This window comes from Ruegeria sp. P10 (assembly GCF_056534925.1).
Genome location: NZ_JBQERJ010000016.1, coordinates 43,482 through 59,924, shown reverse-complemented (window position 1 = coordinate 59,924; position 16,443 = coordinate 43,482). Strand labels below are relative to the sequence as shown.

The window sequence follows — 16,443 nt, the reverse complement described above, 5'->3', positions numbered from 1 at the left end:
CTGCGGTCAGCGTGGTCTTGCCGTGGTCAACGTGGCCAATCGTGCCGATGTTGACGTGCGGTTTTGTACGCTCAAACTTTTCCTTTGCCATGATGGCCTCCTTTTTCGGTAATGAAGGGAGCGTGATACCCACGCTCCCTCAAATCTTCGCTTATGCGTATTTCGCCTGGATCTCGTCCGAGATGTTCTGCGGAACCGGATCGTAGTGGTCGAACTGCATGGTGAACTGGGCACGGCCCGACGACATCGAACGCAGAGTGTTGATGTAGCCGAACATGTTTGCCAGCGGAACGAACGCGTCGATCGCGATTGCGTTGCCGCGCGGTTCCTGACCAGACACCTGGCCACGACGCGAGGTCAGGTCGCCGATGATACCGCCGGTGTATTCTTCCGGAGTGATCACTTCGACCTTCATGATCGGTTCCAGCAGCTTCGCGCCAGCTTTGCGCATGCCTTCACGCATACACATACGGGCCGCGATTTCGAACGCCAGAACGCTCGAGTCAACGTCGTGGAACTTACCGTCCAGCAGGGCAACCTTGAAGTCGATCACGGGGAAGCCAGCCAGAGGGCCGCTGTCCATGACCGAATTGATGCCTTTTTCAACACCGGGGATGTATTCCTTCGGAACGGCACCACCAACGATGCGGCTTTCGAACGAATAACCTTCGCCCGCCTCGGTGGGCTGGATCTCCAGCTTGACTTCCGCGAACTGACCCGAACCACCCGACTGTTTCTTGTGGGTGTAGGTGTGCTCGACCGGCATCGAGATGGTTTCACGATAGGCCACCTGCGGTGCACCGATGTTCGCTTCAACCTTGAACTCGCGCTTGAGACGGTCCACCAGGATGTCCAGGTGAAGTTCGCCCATGCCCTTCATGATGGTCTGACCCGATTCCAGATCGGTTTCCACACGGAAGGACGGGTCTTCGGCGGCCAGACGGGCCAGACCCTGAGACATTTTCTCCTGGTCGCCCTTGGTTTTGGGCTCGACCGCGATCTCGATCACCGGATCGGGGAAGGTCATGGTTTCCAGAACTACCGGATCCTTCGCGTCACACAGGGTGTCACCGGTGGTGGTGTCTTTCAGACCCGCCAGCGCGATGATGTCGCCTGCAAACGCTTCTTCGATCTCTTCCCGGTTGTTCGAGTGCATCATCATCATACGACCGATGCGCTCTTTCTTGCCTTTGGTCGAGTTCAGGATCGAGTCACCCTTGTTCAGCACGCCCGAATAAATCCGGGTGAAAGTCAGCGAACCGACGAAGGGATCGTTCATGATTTTGAACGCCAGGCCCGAGAACGCCATGTTGTCGTCAGCACGACGGGCGATGTCACGAACTTCTTCCTCGTCACCGGGTTTGAAGCCCATGTAATCGACAACGTCCAGCGGGCTGGGCAGATAGTCGATCACAGCGTTGAGCAGCGGCTGAACGCCTTTGTTCTTGAACGCAGAACCACCCAGTACCGGAACGAACGCGATTTCCAGTGTGCCCTTGCGCAGCAGTTTACGCAGGGTCAGAACGTCGGGCTCATTGCCTTCCAGGTATTCCATCATCGCGTCGTCGTCCATTTCGACGGCCGCTTCGATCATCTTGCCGCGCCATTCTTCAGCCATGTCTTTCAGGCTGTCGCGGATCGGAGCTTTGATCCAGCTTGCGCCCAGGTCTTCACCCTGCCACAGCCATTCTTCCATGGTGACCAGGTCGATCAGACCTTCCAGCTCAGATTCGGCGCCAATCGGGATACCAACCGGAACAGCACGTGCGCCGGTGCGGTCTTCGATCATGCGAACGCAGTTGAAGAAGTCTGCGCCGATCTTGTCCATCTTGTTGACGAAAACCATACGCGGAACCTTGTAGCGGTCAGCCTGACGCCACACGGTTTCGGTCTGGGGCTCAACACCGGCGTTTGCGTCAAGAACGCAGACGGCACCGTCGAGAACCGCCAGCGAGCGTTCGACTTCGATGGTGAAGTCAACGTGGCCGGGGGTGTCGATGATGTTCAGGCGGTGCTTGGGGGTATCGGCGGTTTTACCGTCCTCGGTGCGTTCCCAGAACGTGGTGGTCGCAGCCGAAGTGATGGTGATGCCGCGTTCCTGCTCCTGCTCCATCCAGTCCATGGTGGCTGCACCGTCGTGCACCTCACCGATGTTGTGGGATTTACCAGTGTAATACAGGATACGCTCCGAGCAGGTGGTCTTACCTGCGTCGATGTGCGCCATGATACCGAAGTTACGGTATAGTTCGAGCGGATATTCGCGTGCCATTTGGATAAGCCTCTAGAATTACCAGCGGTAATGGCTGAAGGCTTTGTTCGCCTCGGCCATCTTGTGGGTGTCTTCGCGCTTCTTAACGGCAGTACCGCGGGACTGTACGGCGTCCAGCAGTTCGCCGGCGAGGCGTTCTTCCATGGTGTTTTCGTTGCGGCCGCGCGCAGCGGTGATCAGCCAGCGGATGGCCAGTGCTTCGCGGCGCTCGGGGCGCACTTCGACCGGAACCTGGTAGGTTGCACCACCAACCCGGCGCGAGCGAACCTCGACCGAAGGTTTGATGTTGTCGAGCGCTTCGTGGAACACTTCGACAGGAGCGCGCTTTACCTTGTTCTCAACGCGGTCAAATGCGTTGTAGACGATGCGCTCTGCGACCGACTTCTTGCCGTCGATCATCAGGTTGTTCATGAATTTGGTCAGTACCTTGTCGCCAAATTTGGCGTCAGGCAGGACTTCGCGTTTTTCGGCGGCGTGACGACGTGACATATCAGCCTCTCCTTCTTACTTGGGACGCTTCGCGCCGTATTTCGAACGACGTTGCTTACGATCTTTGACGCCCTGAGTATCCAGAACACCGCGCAGGATGTGGTAACGCACACCGGGAAGGTCTTTCACACGGCCGCCACGGATCAGAACAACCGAGTGTTCCTGCAGGTTGTGGCTTTCACCAGGGATGTACGAGATGACTTCGAACCCGTTGGTCAGGCGCACCTTGGCAACCTTACGCATCGCCGAGTTCGGCTTTTTAGGCGTTGTGGTATAGACACGTGTGCAGACACCGCGCTTTTGCGGGCACTGCTCCAGGTGCATGGACTTCGAGCGTTTGACTTTGGGCTGCCGCGGCTTGCGGATCAGCTGTTGAATAGTTGGCATTCCGGTTCTTTCCCCGTTTTGCAACACACATGACATGCACGCGCGTTGCGTGCGGCTAAATTCGCTGCACTTATGCGTCCACAAGCGCAAAACCCACGAGCGTTCCCATTCCGAGGTGAACGTCGCGGTTGGTTCTCAGAGGGCGCGAACTGCAAAATTGTCCGGGCCTTGACCAGTTCATTACTGGAATCGGCTACGGGGCGGCCCCCGGTACCGAGATGACGCGCGTATAGGGGGAGTCGGCCCAAGTGTCAACAGCACGATACCGGCGCCCCGGCGCGCGCGTTGAATGCAGCCTGTAGGATTGCCATTCCTGCGCGCCGCTGTCCCGGTTGCGGCTGAACCGCCGCAAGGGCATAGTCGGGTCGAATATCTGCTGATGGATTACAGATGCAAGTGATTGGCCTTTGCCGGTTTTCCTATCCCGCAACCGGCGGTTTTCGGCTGAACCGGGATACGATCGAAGAGCAACGGCAATTTCTGTATGCCCCCGACAGGCTGGAAGAACGCTTTCGTCTTTTCGAGGCGATCACCCTGCCCGGTTTTCGCACCCAGACCGATGAGACGTTCGAGTTGTTTGTTTTGACCGGGACGTGCCTGCCTCAGATCCATGCGGACCGGCTGCGCGACCTGACCGCCGGGATCAAACAGATCCGTATCATTGCAAAAAAACCAGGGGATCATAAGCAGATTGTACGAGAGGTGCTGAACACCGCCCGCGCGGACCCGCATCAGCCGTGCCTACAGTTTCGGCATGATGACGATGACGCCGTTTCCGTTGATTTCATAGAACGCCTCCGCGCTGCTGTTGTCGAAAACACAGGGCTGATGCTGCAGAGCGAGTCCGTCGGTATAGATTTCAATCAAGGGTACATCGCCCGGCGCGAAGCCCACGGAATTCGGGCAGCTCGGGTCTATCGATCGCTGCTGGGCGTTGGCCTGGGCATGCATGTTCAAGCCGGAAGCACGCGGACGATATTTGACCGGTTGCACAACAGGCTCGCCCGGTTCATGCCCGTGGTCAGCTATCCGGACACGCCCATGTGGGTTAGGATGCTGCACGATTTCAACGACTCGGACCACGCGCGCAAAGATACCAGCGAGTTGTCGCCTTTCACGCCTGAACAGGCTGAAGACTTGCGGGTACGGTTCTCGATCGACCCTGACGCGTTCGAGGCCAGATATGCGGCGCGCTGAGAAAATGCAGGTCATCGGTCTTTGCCGGTTTTCCTATCCCGCAATTGGCGGCTTTCAGACAACGCACGAGTGTGTCGAAGATAGACGGCAATTCCTGTACCAGCACGACAGGTTGGAAGAACGGTTTCGCCTGTTCGAGACGGTCGCCCTGCCCGGTTTCAAAAAACAGTCCGACGAAGATTTCCAGTTGGTGATCGTGGTCGGCCACTGCCTGCCCAAGCTGGCATTTGACCGCCTCAACGATCTGACCGGTGGGCTGAAACAGGCGCGCATAGTCGCGAAACCTCCGGGGCGTCACAGAAAAGTCATGCAGGATGTCCTGAATTCGGCACGGACCGATCCCGACCAACCCTGCCTTCAGTTTCGCCACGACGATGATGATGCAGTGGCCGTGGATTTTGTCGAGCGGTTCCGGGGCTGTGTCAGGGAATGTGTCGGCTTGTTCGAAAGGCACGCGATGGTCGCCGTTGACTTCAACTGCGGTTATCTGGCCCGCGCCAATTCCGAGGGGATACAGGCCACGCGCGTGCATCGCCCGTTGATCACTGCCGGTCTGGGAATGTACGTGCGGGGCGGGCAGCGGAAGTCGATCATGAATTTTGCCCATAACAGGATCAACCGCGCGATGCCCGTTGTGACCCGACCCGACAGTCCGATGTGGGTAAGAGGATTGAACCGGTTCAATGACTCACCGCGAACCAGAAACATGGATGTCGCGCTCAACCCTCTTACCCGGCAGCAGGAGCTCGAGTTTCAAACCCGTTTCGCCATTGATCCGGACATGGTCAGACGGAGTCACGCCAAGCCCTGACGCGCACGTGCCCGGAACAAGGTGAACAGACCGGCACCCACGATCAGGACAGCACCTAGCATCGTCAGGCTGTCAGGCCATTCGTCAAACACGACCCAACCCAACCCGAGCGCCCAGATCAGACTGGAATATCTGAATGGTGCAACGAATCCGACATCTCCCTGACGCATGACCATGACGCTGAACAAATAGCCAAGCAGCACAAACACGGCCGCCGCCGCGACCAGGGAACCCGCCGTTGCCGAAACCACAACCCATCCTTCGAAAACCGAGGCTATTGCCGCGGCCCCCGCTATGGAAACCGAGGTGGCAAGGGTAACCAGCATTGACGGCACGTCGGCTGACATGCGTCGCGTGATGAGGTCCCGAACTGTAATCGAAACCACTGCAACCAGCGCATAGATGGAATACACGCTGAACCCCTCTGGCCCGGGTCTTACGATCAGCAGCATTCCGACGAACCCCACGGCGATTGCCAAAGCACGTCGCCAACCAACCTGTTCGGAAAAAACCAAAGCAGCACCCAATGTTACCGTAAGCGGCAATGCCTGAAGAATGGCCGTAACATTGGCAAGCGGCATGTTCTTCAGCGCCGTCAGGAAAAAGAATGTCGCCGCCAGCTCTGCAAGGCAGCGCAGTGCAACCAGCCACTTGTCATGGCGCGAAAAATTCAGATGCAACGTGCCCAGTGACCGGGCAAGTACATAGATCAGAAATACAGCCAGGAACCCGCGCATGGCCACCAACTGAAACAATGGCAGATCCTGCAAGGCAACCTTCACCAGCGTATCGTTCAAGGTAAAGGCAGCCATGCTGCCCATCATCAGCAAAGCGCCTTTGGTGTTTGGAGTCATGCTGCTTCGGGCTCCGGGGCAATTGATCGCCCCGCATTGGCCGCCGAGTCGGGCTGGATGTCAATAACGCACCACGGGGTACAGAGATCATCAACCGAATGGGAGGATGGTCCCGAACAGGTTCAGGCTGGAAGGCTCTGTCGTGTCTTTTACAAACTCAACCCAGTCTTCCCCGTATACAAGTTCGAAAAACACAGGATATTTCCACACGAAATTATGAAAGGAAAAGGTCGTCACCAACGCACCAACCGTGAGCGCCCCGGCGAACTCTCGCAGTTTACCTTTCAGAAACAGCATAACCATGATGCAGGCCCCGCCTGCGAGGCCGAGGCTGACGAAATCCTGCGTTCCCACCTTGCCGGGCACCGGAATGCCAACCGACTGATATTGAATCAGGCGGGACAGGAAGACCGCAATAACACCCAGTATAAAAGCCCCCAGAAACGCAGCGGGATAACCCAGACGTTGCCAGATACTCTCGGTTCGAGGCAGAGGCGACTTGCGTGTGCTTTCTTCTGAACACTTCTTGATCCGTGCCACACGGTCCTCGAAAGAGTTGCCTTTGGTGTCCATTGTTCAGCTCAATATAATCCGAAAACACAGAATATCGCTAAACCACTGATTGAAGAACCACAAGCCTGATGCAATCGCGTCAAAGGCTGTGCTCTGTCACGACGGTTCACAATTGCGCACCTGGAGCGGCAACAAAAAAGGCCCCACGAAATCGCAGGGCCTTTTTTTGGTTTTGAATGACGCGGTTTATTCGCGGCTTTCCGGTGTTTCGACCAGAACGTCCAGCTCATCCCCGACCATATCATCATCCATGATCGGTGCGGCCAGGGCGGCGGCGGCCTCGGCCTCTTCCCGGCGGGCTTCGATCACCACATTGTCACGCGACTGCGCGATGTGGCGGACAGCCTGCGTTGCCCCTCCGGTACCGGCGGGGATCAGACGACCGACGATGACGTTCTCTTTCAGGCCGACCAGCTTGTCCTTCTTGCCCTGAACCGAAGCTTCGGTCAGCACGCGGGTGGTCTCCTGGAACGACGCCGCCGAGATGAACGAGCGCGTCTGCAACGAGGCCTTGGTGATCCCCAACAGGATCGGCTCACCCTGAGCAGGGCGACCACCGCGGGCGATGGTCTTTTCGTTGGCCGCGTCGAACTCCTGCTTGTCGACATGTTCGCCCTTCAACAGGGTGGTGTCACCCGAATCCAGGATCTCCCACTTCTGCAGCATCTGGCGCACGATGACCTCGATGTGCTTGTCGTTGATCTTCACGCCCTGCAGACGATACACGTCCTGCACCTCGTCGATCATGTAATCCGCCAGCGCTTCGACACCCATGATGGACAGGATGTCATGCGGAGCCGGGTTACCGTCCATCAGGTATTCACCCTTCTGGATGAAGTCCCCTTCGGCGACCGGGATGTGCTTGCCCTTGGGCACCATGTACTCGATGGTCTCCATGGACTCGTCAGCCGGCTCGATGCTGATGCGGCGTTTGTTCTTGTAGTCGCGGCCAAAGCGCACGTAACCATCGGCCTCGGCGATGATCGCGTGATCTTTCGGACGGCGGGCTTCGAACAGTTCGGCCACACGCGGCAGACCACCTGTGATGTCCTTGGTCTTGGCACCTTCGCGCGGGATACGCGCGACGACGTCACCGGCTTCGACCTTCTGGCCGTCTTCGACCGACAGGATCGCATCCACCGACATCGGATAGTGAACCGGGTTGCCCGCATCGTTGCGGACCGGCTCGCCATCTTCGCCAACCAGAATGATCTCGGGCTTGAGGTCGCTGCCCTTGGGGGCGGCGCGCCAGTCGATCACGATCTTCTGGGTCATGCCAGTTGCTTCGTCGGTCTCGTCGCGGACAGCGAGGCCCGAAACCAGATCGACATATTTTGCAGTACCGGCTTTCTCGGCGATGATCGGCAGGGTGTAGGGATCCCACTCGAACAGCTTGTCGCCACGGGCCACCTTAGTGCCGTCCTTGACGAACAGCTTGGAGCCGTAGCCCAGCTTGTGGCTGGCACGCTCTTCGCCGTGTTCGTCCTTGATCACCAGCTTCATGTTCCGGCCCATGACCAGGCTTTCGCCGGCTGCGTTGACCAGAATCTGCGGGTTCTCGAAGGAAACGATACCTTCCTGGCTGGCTTCCTGGAACGACTGCTGACCACCCTGCGCAACACCACCGATGTGGAAGGTCCGCATGGTCAGCTGTGTACCGGGTTCACCGATCGACTGCGCCGCGATGATGCCGACAGCTTCACCTGTGTTCACCATTGTACCGCGTGCAAGGTCACGACCGTAGCAGGTCGCACAGACGCCTTCCTCGGACTCACATGTCAGAGGCGAGCGGATGCGCATCGACTGAACGCCGGCTTCGTCGATGGTGTCGGCCATACGTTCGTCGATCAGCTGACCGGCTGCGACGATCACCTCATCGGTGCCCGGACGCAGAACATCGTCAGCCGCCACACGGCCTAGCACACGTTCGGCCAGCGAGGCGACAACCTCACCGTCGTTCACGGCTGCTTCGGCGGTGATCGCACGCTCGGTGCCGCAGTCGATCTCACGAACGATACAGTCCTGCGCCACATCCACCAGACGACGGGTCAGGTAACCCGAGTTCGCCGTCTTCAGAGCGGTATCCGAAAGACCCTTACGGGCACCGTGGGTCGAGTTGAAGTACTCGAGAACGGTCAGACCTTCTTTAAAGTTCGAGATGATCGGCGTCTCGATGATGTCACCGTTCGGTTTGGCCATCAGGCCACGCATACCGCCCAGCTGTTTCATCTGAGTAACCGAGCCACGCGCACCCGAGTGGGCCATCATGTAGACCGAGTTCGGCTCCATGTCCGACCCGTCTTCGGCCTTGGCAACGTCCGAGATCGTGCTCATCATTGCCTCGGTCACGCGGTCGTTACACTTCGACCAGGCATCAACAACCTTGTTGTACTTTTCGCCCTGAGTGATCAGGCCGTCCATGTACTGCTGTTCAAAGTCTTTCACCTGACTGCGGGTGTCATCGACGATGCTCCACTTGTCGCCTGGGATGACCATGTCATCCTTGCCGAACGAGATGCCCGCCTTGAACGCTTCTTTGAAGCCCATCGACATGATTTGGTCACAGAAGATAACCGACTCTTTCTGACCGCAGTAACGGTAGACAGTGTCGATCACCTGCTGCACTTCTTTCTTCCGCAGCAAGCGGTTGACCAGCTCGAACGGCGCCTTGTTGTTCATCGGCAGCAACGCACCCAGACGCAGACGGCCCGGAGTGGTTTCATAGCGCTTCTGAACTTCGTTGCCTTCCTCGTCGATCTGCGTGATCCGGGCAGTGATTTTCGAGTGCAGATGCACCTCACCCGCGTCCAGCGCGTGCTGAACTTCGTCGATCGAACCAAAGACCTTGCCTTCACCCGGCATGCCTTCGCGTTCCAGGGTCACATAGTACAGACCCAGGATCATATCCTGCGACGGAACGATGATCGGCGCGCCGTTTGCAGGCGACAGAACGTTGTTCGTCGACATCATCAGAACACGGGCTTCCAGCTGCGCCTCAAGGCTCAGCGGGACGTGAACGGCCATCTGGTCGCCGTCGAAGTCGGCGTTGAAGGCCGAACAGACCAGCGGGTGCAGCTGGATGGCTTTACCTTCGATCAGGACCGGCTCGAACGCCTGAATGCCCAGACGGTGCAGCGTCGGCGCACGGTTCAGCATGACAGGGTGTTCGCGGATCACCTCGTCGAGGATATCCCACACTTCGGGACGCTCTTTCTCGACCAGTTTCTTCGCCTGTTTCACAGTCGAAGACAGACCCTTGGCTTCAAGGCGCGAGTAGATGAACGGCTTGAACAGTTCCAGCGCCATCTTCTTGGGCAGACCACACTGGTGCAGCTTGAGTTCCGGACCGGTCACGATGACCGAACGGCCCGAGAAGTCGACGCGCTTACCCAGAAGGTTCTGACGGAAGCGACCCTGCTTGCCTTTCAGCATGTCCGACAGCGATTTCAGCGGGCGCTTGTTGGCGCCGGTGATCACGCGGCCACGACGGCCGTTGTCGAACAGAGCGTCAACGGATTCCTGCAGCATCCGCTTTTCGTTGCGGACGATGATGTCAGGCGCGCGCAGTTCGATCAGACGCTTCAGACGGTTGTTCCGGTTGATCACGCGGCGATACAGATCGTTCAGATCCGAGGTCGCGAAACGGCCACCATCCAGCGGAACCAGCGGACGCAGTTCCGGCGGAATGACCGGGATCACGGTCATCACCATCCATTCGGGACGGTTGCCCGACTCGAGGAAGGATTCAACAACCTTCAGACGCTTGATGATCTTCTTGGGCTTCAGCTCGCCGGTTGCTTCGGCCAGATCAGCGCGCAGCTGCTCTGCTTCGGCTTCCAGATCGATCTGGGCCAGCATCTCACGGATGGCTTCGGCACCGATATTCGCGGTGAACGCGTCCATGCCATAGGCATCCTGCGCGTCCATGTACTCTTCTTCGGTCAGCATCTGGCCGTAGGTCAGGTCGGTCAGACCGGGCTCGATGACGACGTAGTTTTCAAAGTACAGAACGCGTTCCAGATCGCGCAGCGTCATGTCCAGCATCAGACCAATGCGGGACGGCAGCGATTTCAGGAACCAGATATGCGCAACGGGCGCGGCCAGTTCGATATGACCCATACGCTCGCGGCGGACTTTTTGCAGGGTGACTTCCACACCGCATTTCTCGCAGACAACGCCGCGATACTTCATCCGCTTATATTTGCCGCACAGACATTCATAATCTTTGATCGGGCCAAAGATGCGCGCGCAGAACAGGCCGTCACGTTCAGGCTTGAACGTCCGGTAGTTGATGGTTTCGGGTTTCTTGATCTCGCCATAGGACCAAGACAGAATCCGCTCGGGCGACGCCAGTGAGACCTTGATCTCGTCGAATACTTTCGGCGGCGTCAGCGGGTTGAACGGGTTGTTGGTGATTTCCTGGTTCATTTGTTACCTCAAATCTTGCGGAAGGGGGGACGGGAGAAAGGGCAAGGCCCTTACTCCTCAACCTCCGCATCCAGGAGTTCCATATTCAGGCCGAGGCCACGGACTTCTTTCACCAGAACGTTGAACGATTCCGGCACGCCCGCTTCAAAGTTATCCTCGCCCTTGACGATCGACTCATAGACCTTGGTCCGGCCGGCGACGTCATCCGATTTCACCGTCAGCATCTCCTGCAGGGTGTAGGCGGCGCCGTAAGCTTCCAGAGCCCAGACCTCCATCTCACCAAAGCGCTGACCACCGAACTGCGCCTTACCACCCAGCGGCTGCTGGGTCACCAGGCTGTACGGCCCGGTCGAACGCGCGTGGATCTTGTCGTCCACAAGGTGGTGCAGTTTCAGCAGGTACTTGATGCCCACCGTGACCGGACGCGCGAATTGCTCACCGGTACGACCGTCGAACAGGATCGACTGACCGCTTTCCGAGAAGCCCGCGCGCACCAGAGCGTCGTTGACGTCAGCCTCTTTGGCGCCGTCAAAGACCGGGGTTGCGATCGGAACACCGCGAGTGACGTTGCTGGCCGCTTCGATCAGCTGGTCCTCGTCCATGCCGCTGATGCCCTCTTCATAGACATCCTCGCCATAGGCGTGTTTCATCGCGTCACGTACCGGCGTCAGATCGCCCGAACGGCGGTATTCCTGTAGCGCCTCATCGATGTTCAGACCCAGACCGCGTGCGGCCCAACCCATGTGGGTTTCAAGGATCTGACCAACGTTCATACGCGACGGCACACCCAGCGGGTTCAGACAGAAATCAACCGGCGTACCATCGGCCAGGAACGGCATGTCTTCCATCGGAACGACCTTGGAAATCACACCCTTGTTCCCGTGACGACCAGCCATCTTGTCGCCCGGCTGCAACTTGCGCTTCACGGCAATGAAGACTTTGACCATCTTCATCACACCCGGCGGCAGATCGTCGCCACGACGGACTTTCTCGACCTTGTCCTCGAAACGGGCGTCCAGAGCGCGCTTTTGCACTTCGTACTGCTCGTTCAGAGCTTCGACGATCTGTGCATCCTGCTCGTCTTCCAGCGCCAGCTGCCACCACTGACCACGGGTCAGGGTTTCCAGCAGCTCCTCGGTGATCACCGACCCTGCCTTGACGCCTTTCGGGCCTTTGACAGCGGTTTTACCCAGGATCAGACCTTGCAGACGCGCATAGATGTTGCGGTCAAGGATCGCCAGCTCGTCGTCCCGGTCACGGGCCAGACGTTCGACTTCCTCACGCTCGATCTGCAGCGCACGCTCGTCTTTCTCGACACCGTGACGGTTGAAGACGCGAACCTCAACGACCGTACCGTAGTCGCCCGGCTTCACGCGCAGCGAGGTGTCGCGCACGTCAGATGCTTTTTCACCAAAGATGGCGCGCAGCAGCTTTTCTTCCGGGGTCATTGGGCTTTCGCCCTTCGGAGTGATCTTGCCGACCAGAATATCGCCCGGCTCAACATCCGCACCGATGTAAACGATGCCCGCCTCGTCGAGGTTGCGCAACGCTTCTTCACCGACATTCGGGATGTCGCGAGTGATTTCTTCCGGACCCAGCTTGGTGTCACGGGCGGCGACTTCAAATTCCTCGATATGAACCGAGGTAAAGACGTCGTCACGCGCGATACGCTCCGAGATCAGGATCGAGTCTTCGTAGTTGTAACCGTTCCACGGCATGAACGCGACGACCACGTTCTTACCCAGGGCCAGTTCACCCATATCGGTCGACGGACCATCGGCAATGACTTCGCCCTTCTGGACGGTGTCACCCACCTTGATCAGCGGACGCTGGTTGATGCAGGTGTTCTGGTTCGAACGCTGGAACTTGCGCAGACGATAGATGTCAACGCCAGCGTCGCCCAGTTCCAGATCTTCAGTGGCGCGGATAACGATACGCTGGGCATCGACCTGGTCGATGATACCGGCGCGTTTCGCCTGGATCGCAGCACCCGAGTCGATCGCAACCTTTTCCTCGATGCCGGTACCGACCAGCGGTGCCTCGGCCCGCAGCAGCGGAACCGCCTGACGTTGCATGTTCGAACCCATCAGAGCGCGGTTGGCGTCGTCGTTTTCAAGGAACGGGATCAGCGATGCAGCAACCGAGACCAGCTGTTTCGGCGACACGTCGATCAGGTCCACATTCTCGCGCGGGGCAAGCGTGTAGTCACCCGCCTGACGGGTCGAAACCAGATCGTTGATGAACTTGCCATCCGCATCCAACGTCGCGTTGGCCTGTGCCACGGTATGACGCATTTCCTCGGTCGCGGACATGTAGTGGACCTCGTCGGTCACCTGCCCGTCTTGTACGACGCGATAAGGGGTTTCGATGAAGCCGTACTTGTTCACGCGGGCGAAGGTGGCCAGCGAGTTGATCAGACCGATGTTCGGACCTTCGGGCGTTTCGATCGGGCACATCCGGCCATAGTGGGTTGGGTGAACGTCGCGCACCTCAAAGCCCGCACGTTCACGAGTCAGACCACCGGGGCCAAGCGCCGAAAGACGGCGTTTGTGGGTAACCTCGGACAGCGGGTTGGTCTGGTCCATGAACTGCGACAGCTGCGAGCTGCCGAAGAATTCACGAACCGCGGCCGCCGCCGGTTTCGCGTTGATCAGGTCCTGTGGCATGACGGTGTCGATCTCGACTGACGACATACGCTCTTTGATTGCGCGCTCCATGCGCAGCAGGCCGACGCGGTACTGGTTTTCCATCAGTTCGCCGACCGAACGCACACGACGGTTGCCGAGGTGGTCGATATCGTCCACATCGCCTTTGCCGTCGCGCAGCTCCACCAGCGCCTTGATGCAGGCCACGATGTCTTCGCGGCGCAGGGTACGCAGGGTGTCAGGCGCATCCAGTGCCAGACGCATATTCATCTTCACGCGGCCAACAGCGGACAGATCATACCGCTCGCTGTCGAAGAACAACGTGTCGAACAGAGCCGACGCAGCCTCGACGGTGGGCGGCTCACCCGGACGCATAACGCGGTAGATGTCCATCAGCGCGCTTTCACGGTTCAGGTTCTTGTCCTGAGCCATGGTGTTGCGCATGTAGGGGCCGACATTGACGTTGTCGATGTCCAGTACCGGGATGTCGGTGATACCCGCGTCAATCAGTTCCTTGACGGTACCGCCGATCAGGTCGCCATCCTTGTCGTATTCCAGGGTCAGCTCATCACCGGCTTCGACATAGATCGCGCCGGTTTCTTCGTTGATGATGTCCTTGGCGACAAACTTGCCGACGATGTGATCAAACGGAACCAGCAGATCAGTGACGGTGCCTTCGTCGATCAGCTTCTTGACCGCGCGTGGGGTAACTTTCTTGCCCGCTTCGGCAATCACTTCACCGGACTTGGCGTCAACCAGATCATAGGTCGGGCGGGTGCCGCGCACGCGCTCGGGGAAGAACGGTGTCACCCAACCCTTATTCTTGTCCAGCTTGTAGGACACGGTGTTGTAATACGCGTCCATGATCGCTTCCTGATCCAGACCCAATGCATAAAGCAGGGTTGTCACAGGCAGTTTGCGGCGACGGTCGATCCGGGCGAACACGATGTCCTTGGCGTCAAACTCGAAGTCCAGCCAGCTGCCGCGATACGGGATGATGCGGCAGGCAAACAGCAGCTTGCCCGAGGAATGAGTCTTGCCTTTGTCGTGGTCAAAGAACACGCCGGGCGAACGGTGCATCTGCGATACGATCACACGCTCGGTCCCGTTCACGACAAAAGTGCCGTTCGGCGTCATCAAAGGCATATCGCCCATGAAGACATCCTGCTCCTTGATGTCCTTTACCGATTTTGCGCCGGTGTCCTCATCGACATCGAACACGATCAGACGCAAGGTAACCTTCAGCGGTGCGCTGTAGGTCATGTCGCGCTGCATGCACTCTTCGACGTCGTATTTGGGTTTTTCCAGATCGTATTTCACGAATTCCAGAACGGAGGTTTCGTTGAAATCCTTGATCGGGAAAACCGACTGGAACACGCCTTTGATGCCTTCGCCGTCAGTGGGCTGCTCTGCATCGCCGGAGCGCAGGAAAAGATCATAAGAAGATTTCTGGACCTCAATGAGGTTCGGCATTTCCAGCACTTCGCGGATTTTGCCGTAATATTTACGAAGACGTTTCTGGCCAAGGAACGTTTGAGCCATGTCAGATGTCACCTTTCGATGTTCTCAGCGGGCAAAGACACCGTCGGGCCCCGGCATCTTGCACAATCGAGACAACACGTCCGGATCAATTCATGGCCACCGTCCCGAAGGCGGCCTCCCGATCCGAAAACCGTGTCTTAGAAAACGCCTCGCGTCTTGAGGCCCTTTCTAAGACAGGTTCGGCTGGACCCGGATTTCTCCGGACCCAGCCAAATTTTTCGGCACATCAGCGATGCACCTGAGACCAAGCTTAGGCCAGCTCGACTTCGGCGCCAGCTGCTTCCAGCTTGGCTTTGACGTCTTCTGCTTCTGCTTTGTCCACGCCTTCTTTGATCTTGCCGCCGGCTTCGACCAGTTCTTTGGCTTCTTTCAGGCCCAGGCCGGTGATGCCGCGAACTTCTTTGATGACGTTGATTTTCGATGCGCCGGCGTTCTTCAGAACGACGTCGAATTCGGTTTTTTCTTCCTCAGCTGCACCGCCGGCGTCGCCAGCTGCACCTGCGACCATTACGGCGCCGCCAGCTGCGGGCTCGATGCCGTATTCGTCTTTGAGGATGGTTTTCAGTTCTTGTGCTTCCAGCAGGGTCAGACCCACGATGCTTTCTGCGAGTGCTTTCAGATCAGCCATTTTATCAGCTCTTTCCGTTTACAGTGTGTGTTCCAACGTCAGGGCAAATGCCCCACGCAGATCATTCAGTGCCAACCGCTTACGCAGCTTCCGCCTTCTCTTCGATGGTGGAAAGGATGCTTGCGATATTGCTTGCAGGTGCGCCAATCGCGCCGGCGATGTTCGAAGCAGGTGCGCCAATGCAGCCCACGATCGAAGCAATAAGCTCCTCGCGAGACGGCATTTTCGAAACAGCTTCGACGCCTTTGCGGTCCAGAGCGTTCTCGCCCATTGCACCGCCAAGGATTTCGAACTTCTTGTTCTCCTTGGCGAAGTCCTCGGCCACTTTGGCTGCTGCCACAGGGTCCTCGGAATAGGTCAGAACGGTCATCCCTGTCAGCAGGTCGGCCATGCTTTCACACGGCTTACCCTCAAGGGCGATTTTGGCGAGCCTGTTTTTGGCAACACGCACGGAACCGCCCGCTTCGCGTGCACGCGCGCGCAGGTCCTGCATCTCGGCAACTGTCAGACCGGCGTAGTGGGCAACCACTACGACGCCAGAGCTTTCGAAGATTTGGCCGAGTTCCTCGACCACTTTCTCTTTCTGGGCTCTATCCACAGTTCTCTCCAAGTTAGGGGCG

General features: G+C 58.1%; 12 protein-coding genes. 2 read left to right on the top strand and 10 right to left on the bottom strand.

The window, feature by feature from the left end; translation table 11 throughout:
* The 4 genes from ACR0FB_RS19975 to rpsL all read right to left on the bottom strand — a co-directional run.
* Positions 1-91, bottom strand: a 91-nt coding sequence (locus tag ACR0FB_RS19975) for a GTP-binding protein (protein ID WP_215675807.1), incomplete at its 3' end; no start/stop codon positions are given.
* Positions 92-151: 60 nt separating this feature from the next.
* Positions 152-2,269, bottom strand: a complete 2,118-nt coding sequence (fusA, locus tag ACR0FB_RS19970; RefSeq protein ID WP_480621679.1) for an elongation factor G — start codon at positions 2,267-2,269, stop codon at positions 152-154.
* An 18-nt stretch (positions 2,270-2,287) separates the two neighbouring features.
* Positions 2,288-2,758 (bottom strand): 30S ribosomal protein S7, encoded by a 471-nt coding sequence (rpsG, locus tag ACR0FB_RS19965; protein WP_010441203.1) that lies wholly within the window; start codon positions 2,756-2,758, stop codon positions 2,288-2,290.
* A 15-nt stretch (positions 2,759-2,773) separates the two neighbouring features.
* A complete protein-coding gene (rpsL, locus tag ACR0FB_RS19960) occupies positions 2,774-3,145 on the bottom strand; it encodes a 30S ribosomal protein S12 (RefSeq protein WP_005621086.1) in 372 nt (123 codons plus the stop codon).
* Positions 3,146-3,535: 390 nt separating this feature from the next.
* On the opposite strand from rpsL, the gene ACR0FB_RS19955 reads away from it, so the two are divergent.
* Both ACR0FB_RS19955 and ACR0FB_RS19950 read left to right on the top strand, forming a co-directional pair.
* On the top strand, positions 3,536-4,342 hold the full coding sequence (locus tag ACR0FB_RS19955; protein ID WP_480486577.1) for a putative rhamnosyl transferase: 807 nt from the start codon (positions 3,536-3,538) through the stop codon (positions 4,340-4,342).
* A gap of 4 nt (positions 4,343-4,346) precedes the next feature.
* Positions 4,347-5,153: a glycosyltransferase gene (locus ACR0FB_RS19950; protein WP_171725122.1), complete on the top strand. Its 807-nt coding sequence runs from the start codon at positions 4,347-4,349 to the stop codon at positions 5,151-5,153.
* On the opposite strand, the gene ACR0FB_RS19945 is transcribed toward ACR0FB_RS19950, so the two are convergent.
* The 6 genes from ACR0FB_RS19945 to rplJ form a co-directional block, all read right to left on the bottom strand.
* Positions 5,138-6,007 (bottom strand): DMT family transporter, encoded by an 870-nt coding sequence (locus tag ACR0FB_RS19945; protein ID WP_171725118.1) that lies wholly within the window; start codon positions 6,005-6,007, stop codon positions 5,138-5,140. The genes ACR0FB_RS19950 and ACR0FB_RS19945 overlap by 16 nt on opposite strands.
* A gap of 90 nt (positions 6,008-6,097) precedes the next feature.
* Positions 6,098-6,580 (bottom strand): hypothetical protein, encoded by a 483-nt coding sequence (locus ACR0FB_RS19940; protein ID WP_480621678.1) that lies wholly within the window; start codon positions 6,578-6,580, stop codon positions 6,098-6,100.
* A 186-nt stretch (positions 6,581-6,766) separates the two neighbouring features.
* On the bottom strand, positions 6,767-11,008 hold the full coding sequence (gene rpoC, locus ACR0FB_RS19935) for a DNA-directed RNA polymerase subunit beta' (protein ID WP_171638236.1): 4,242 nt from the start codon (positions 11,006-11,008) through the stop codon (positions 6,767-6,769).
* Between the two features lie 50 nt (positions 11,009-11,058).
* Positions 11,059-15,195, bottom strand: coding sequence for a DNA-directed RNA polymerase subunit beta (gene rpoB, locus ACR0FB_RS19930; protein WP_171725116.1), 4,137 nt, complete (start codon positions 15,193-15,195; stop codon positions 11,059-11,061).
* Between the two features lie 250 nt (positions 15,196-15,445).
* Positions 15,446-15,823 carry a 50S ribosomal protein L7/L12 gene (rplL, locus tag ACR0FB_RS19925; protein ID WP_152459178.1) on the bottom strand — a complete coding sequence of 126 codons (378 nt, stop codon included), beginning with the start codon at positions 15,821-15,823 and terminating at the stop codon, positions 15,446-15,448.
* Between the two features lie 79 nt (positions 15,824-15,902).
* Positions 15,903-16,421 (bottom strand): 50S ribosomal protein L10, encoded by a 519-nt coding sequence (rplJ, locus tag ACR0FB_RS19920; protein ID WP_171638240.1) that lies wholly within the window; start codon positions 16,419-16,421, stop codon positions 15,903-15,905.
* Between the last annotated feature and the right edge of the window lie 22 nt (positions 16,422-16,443).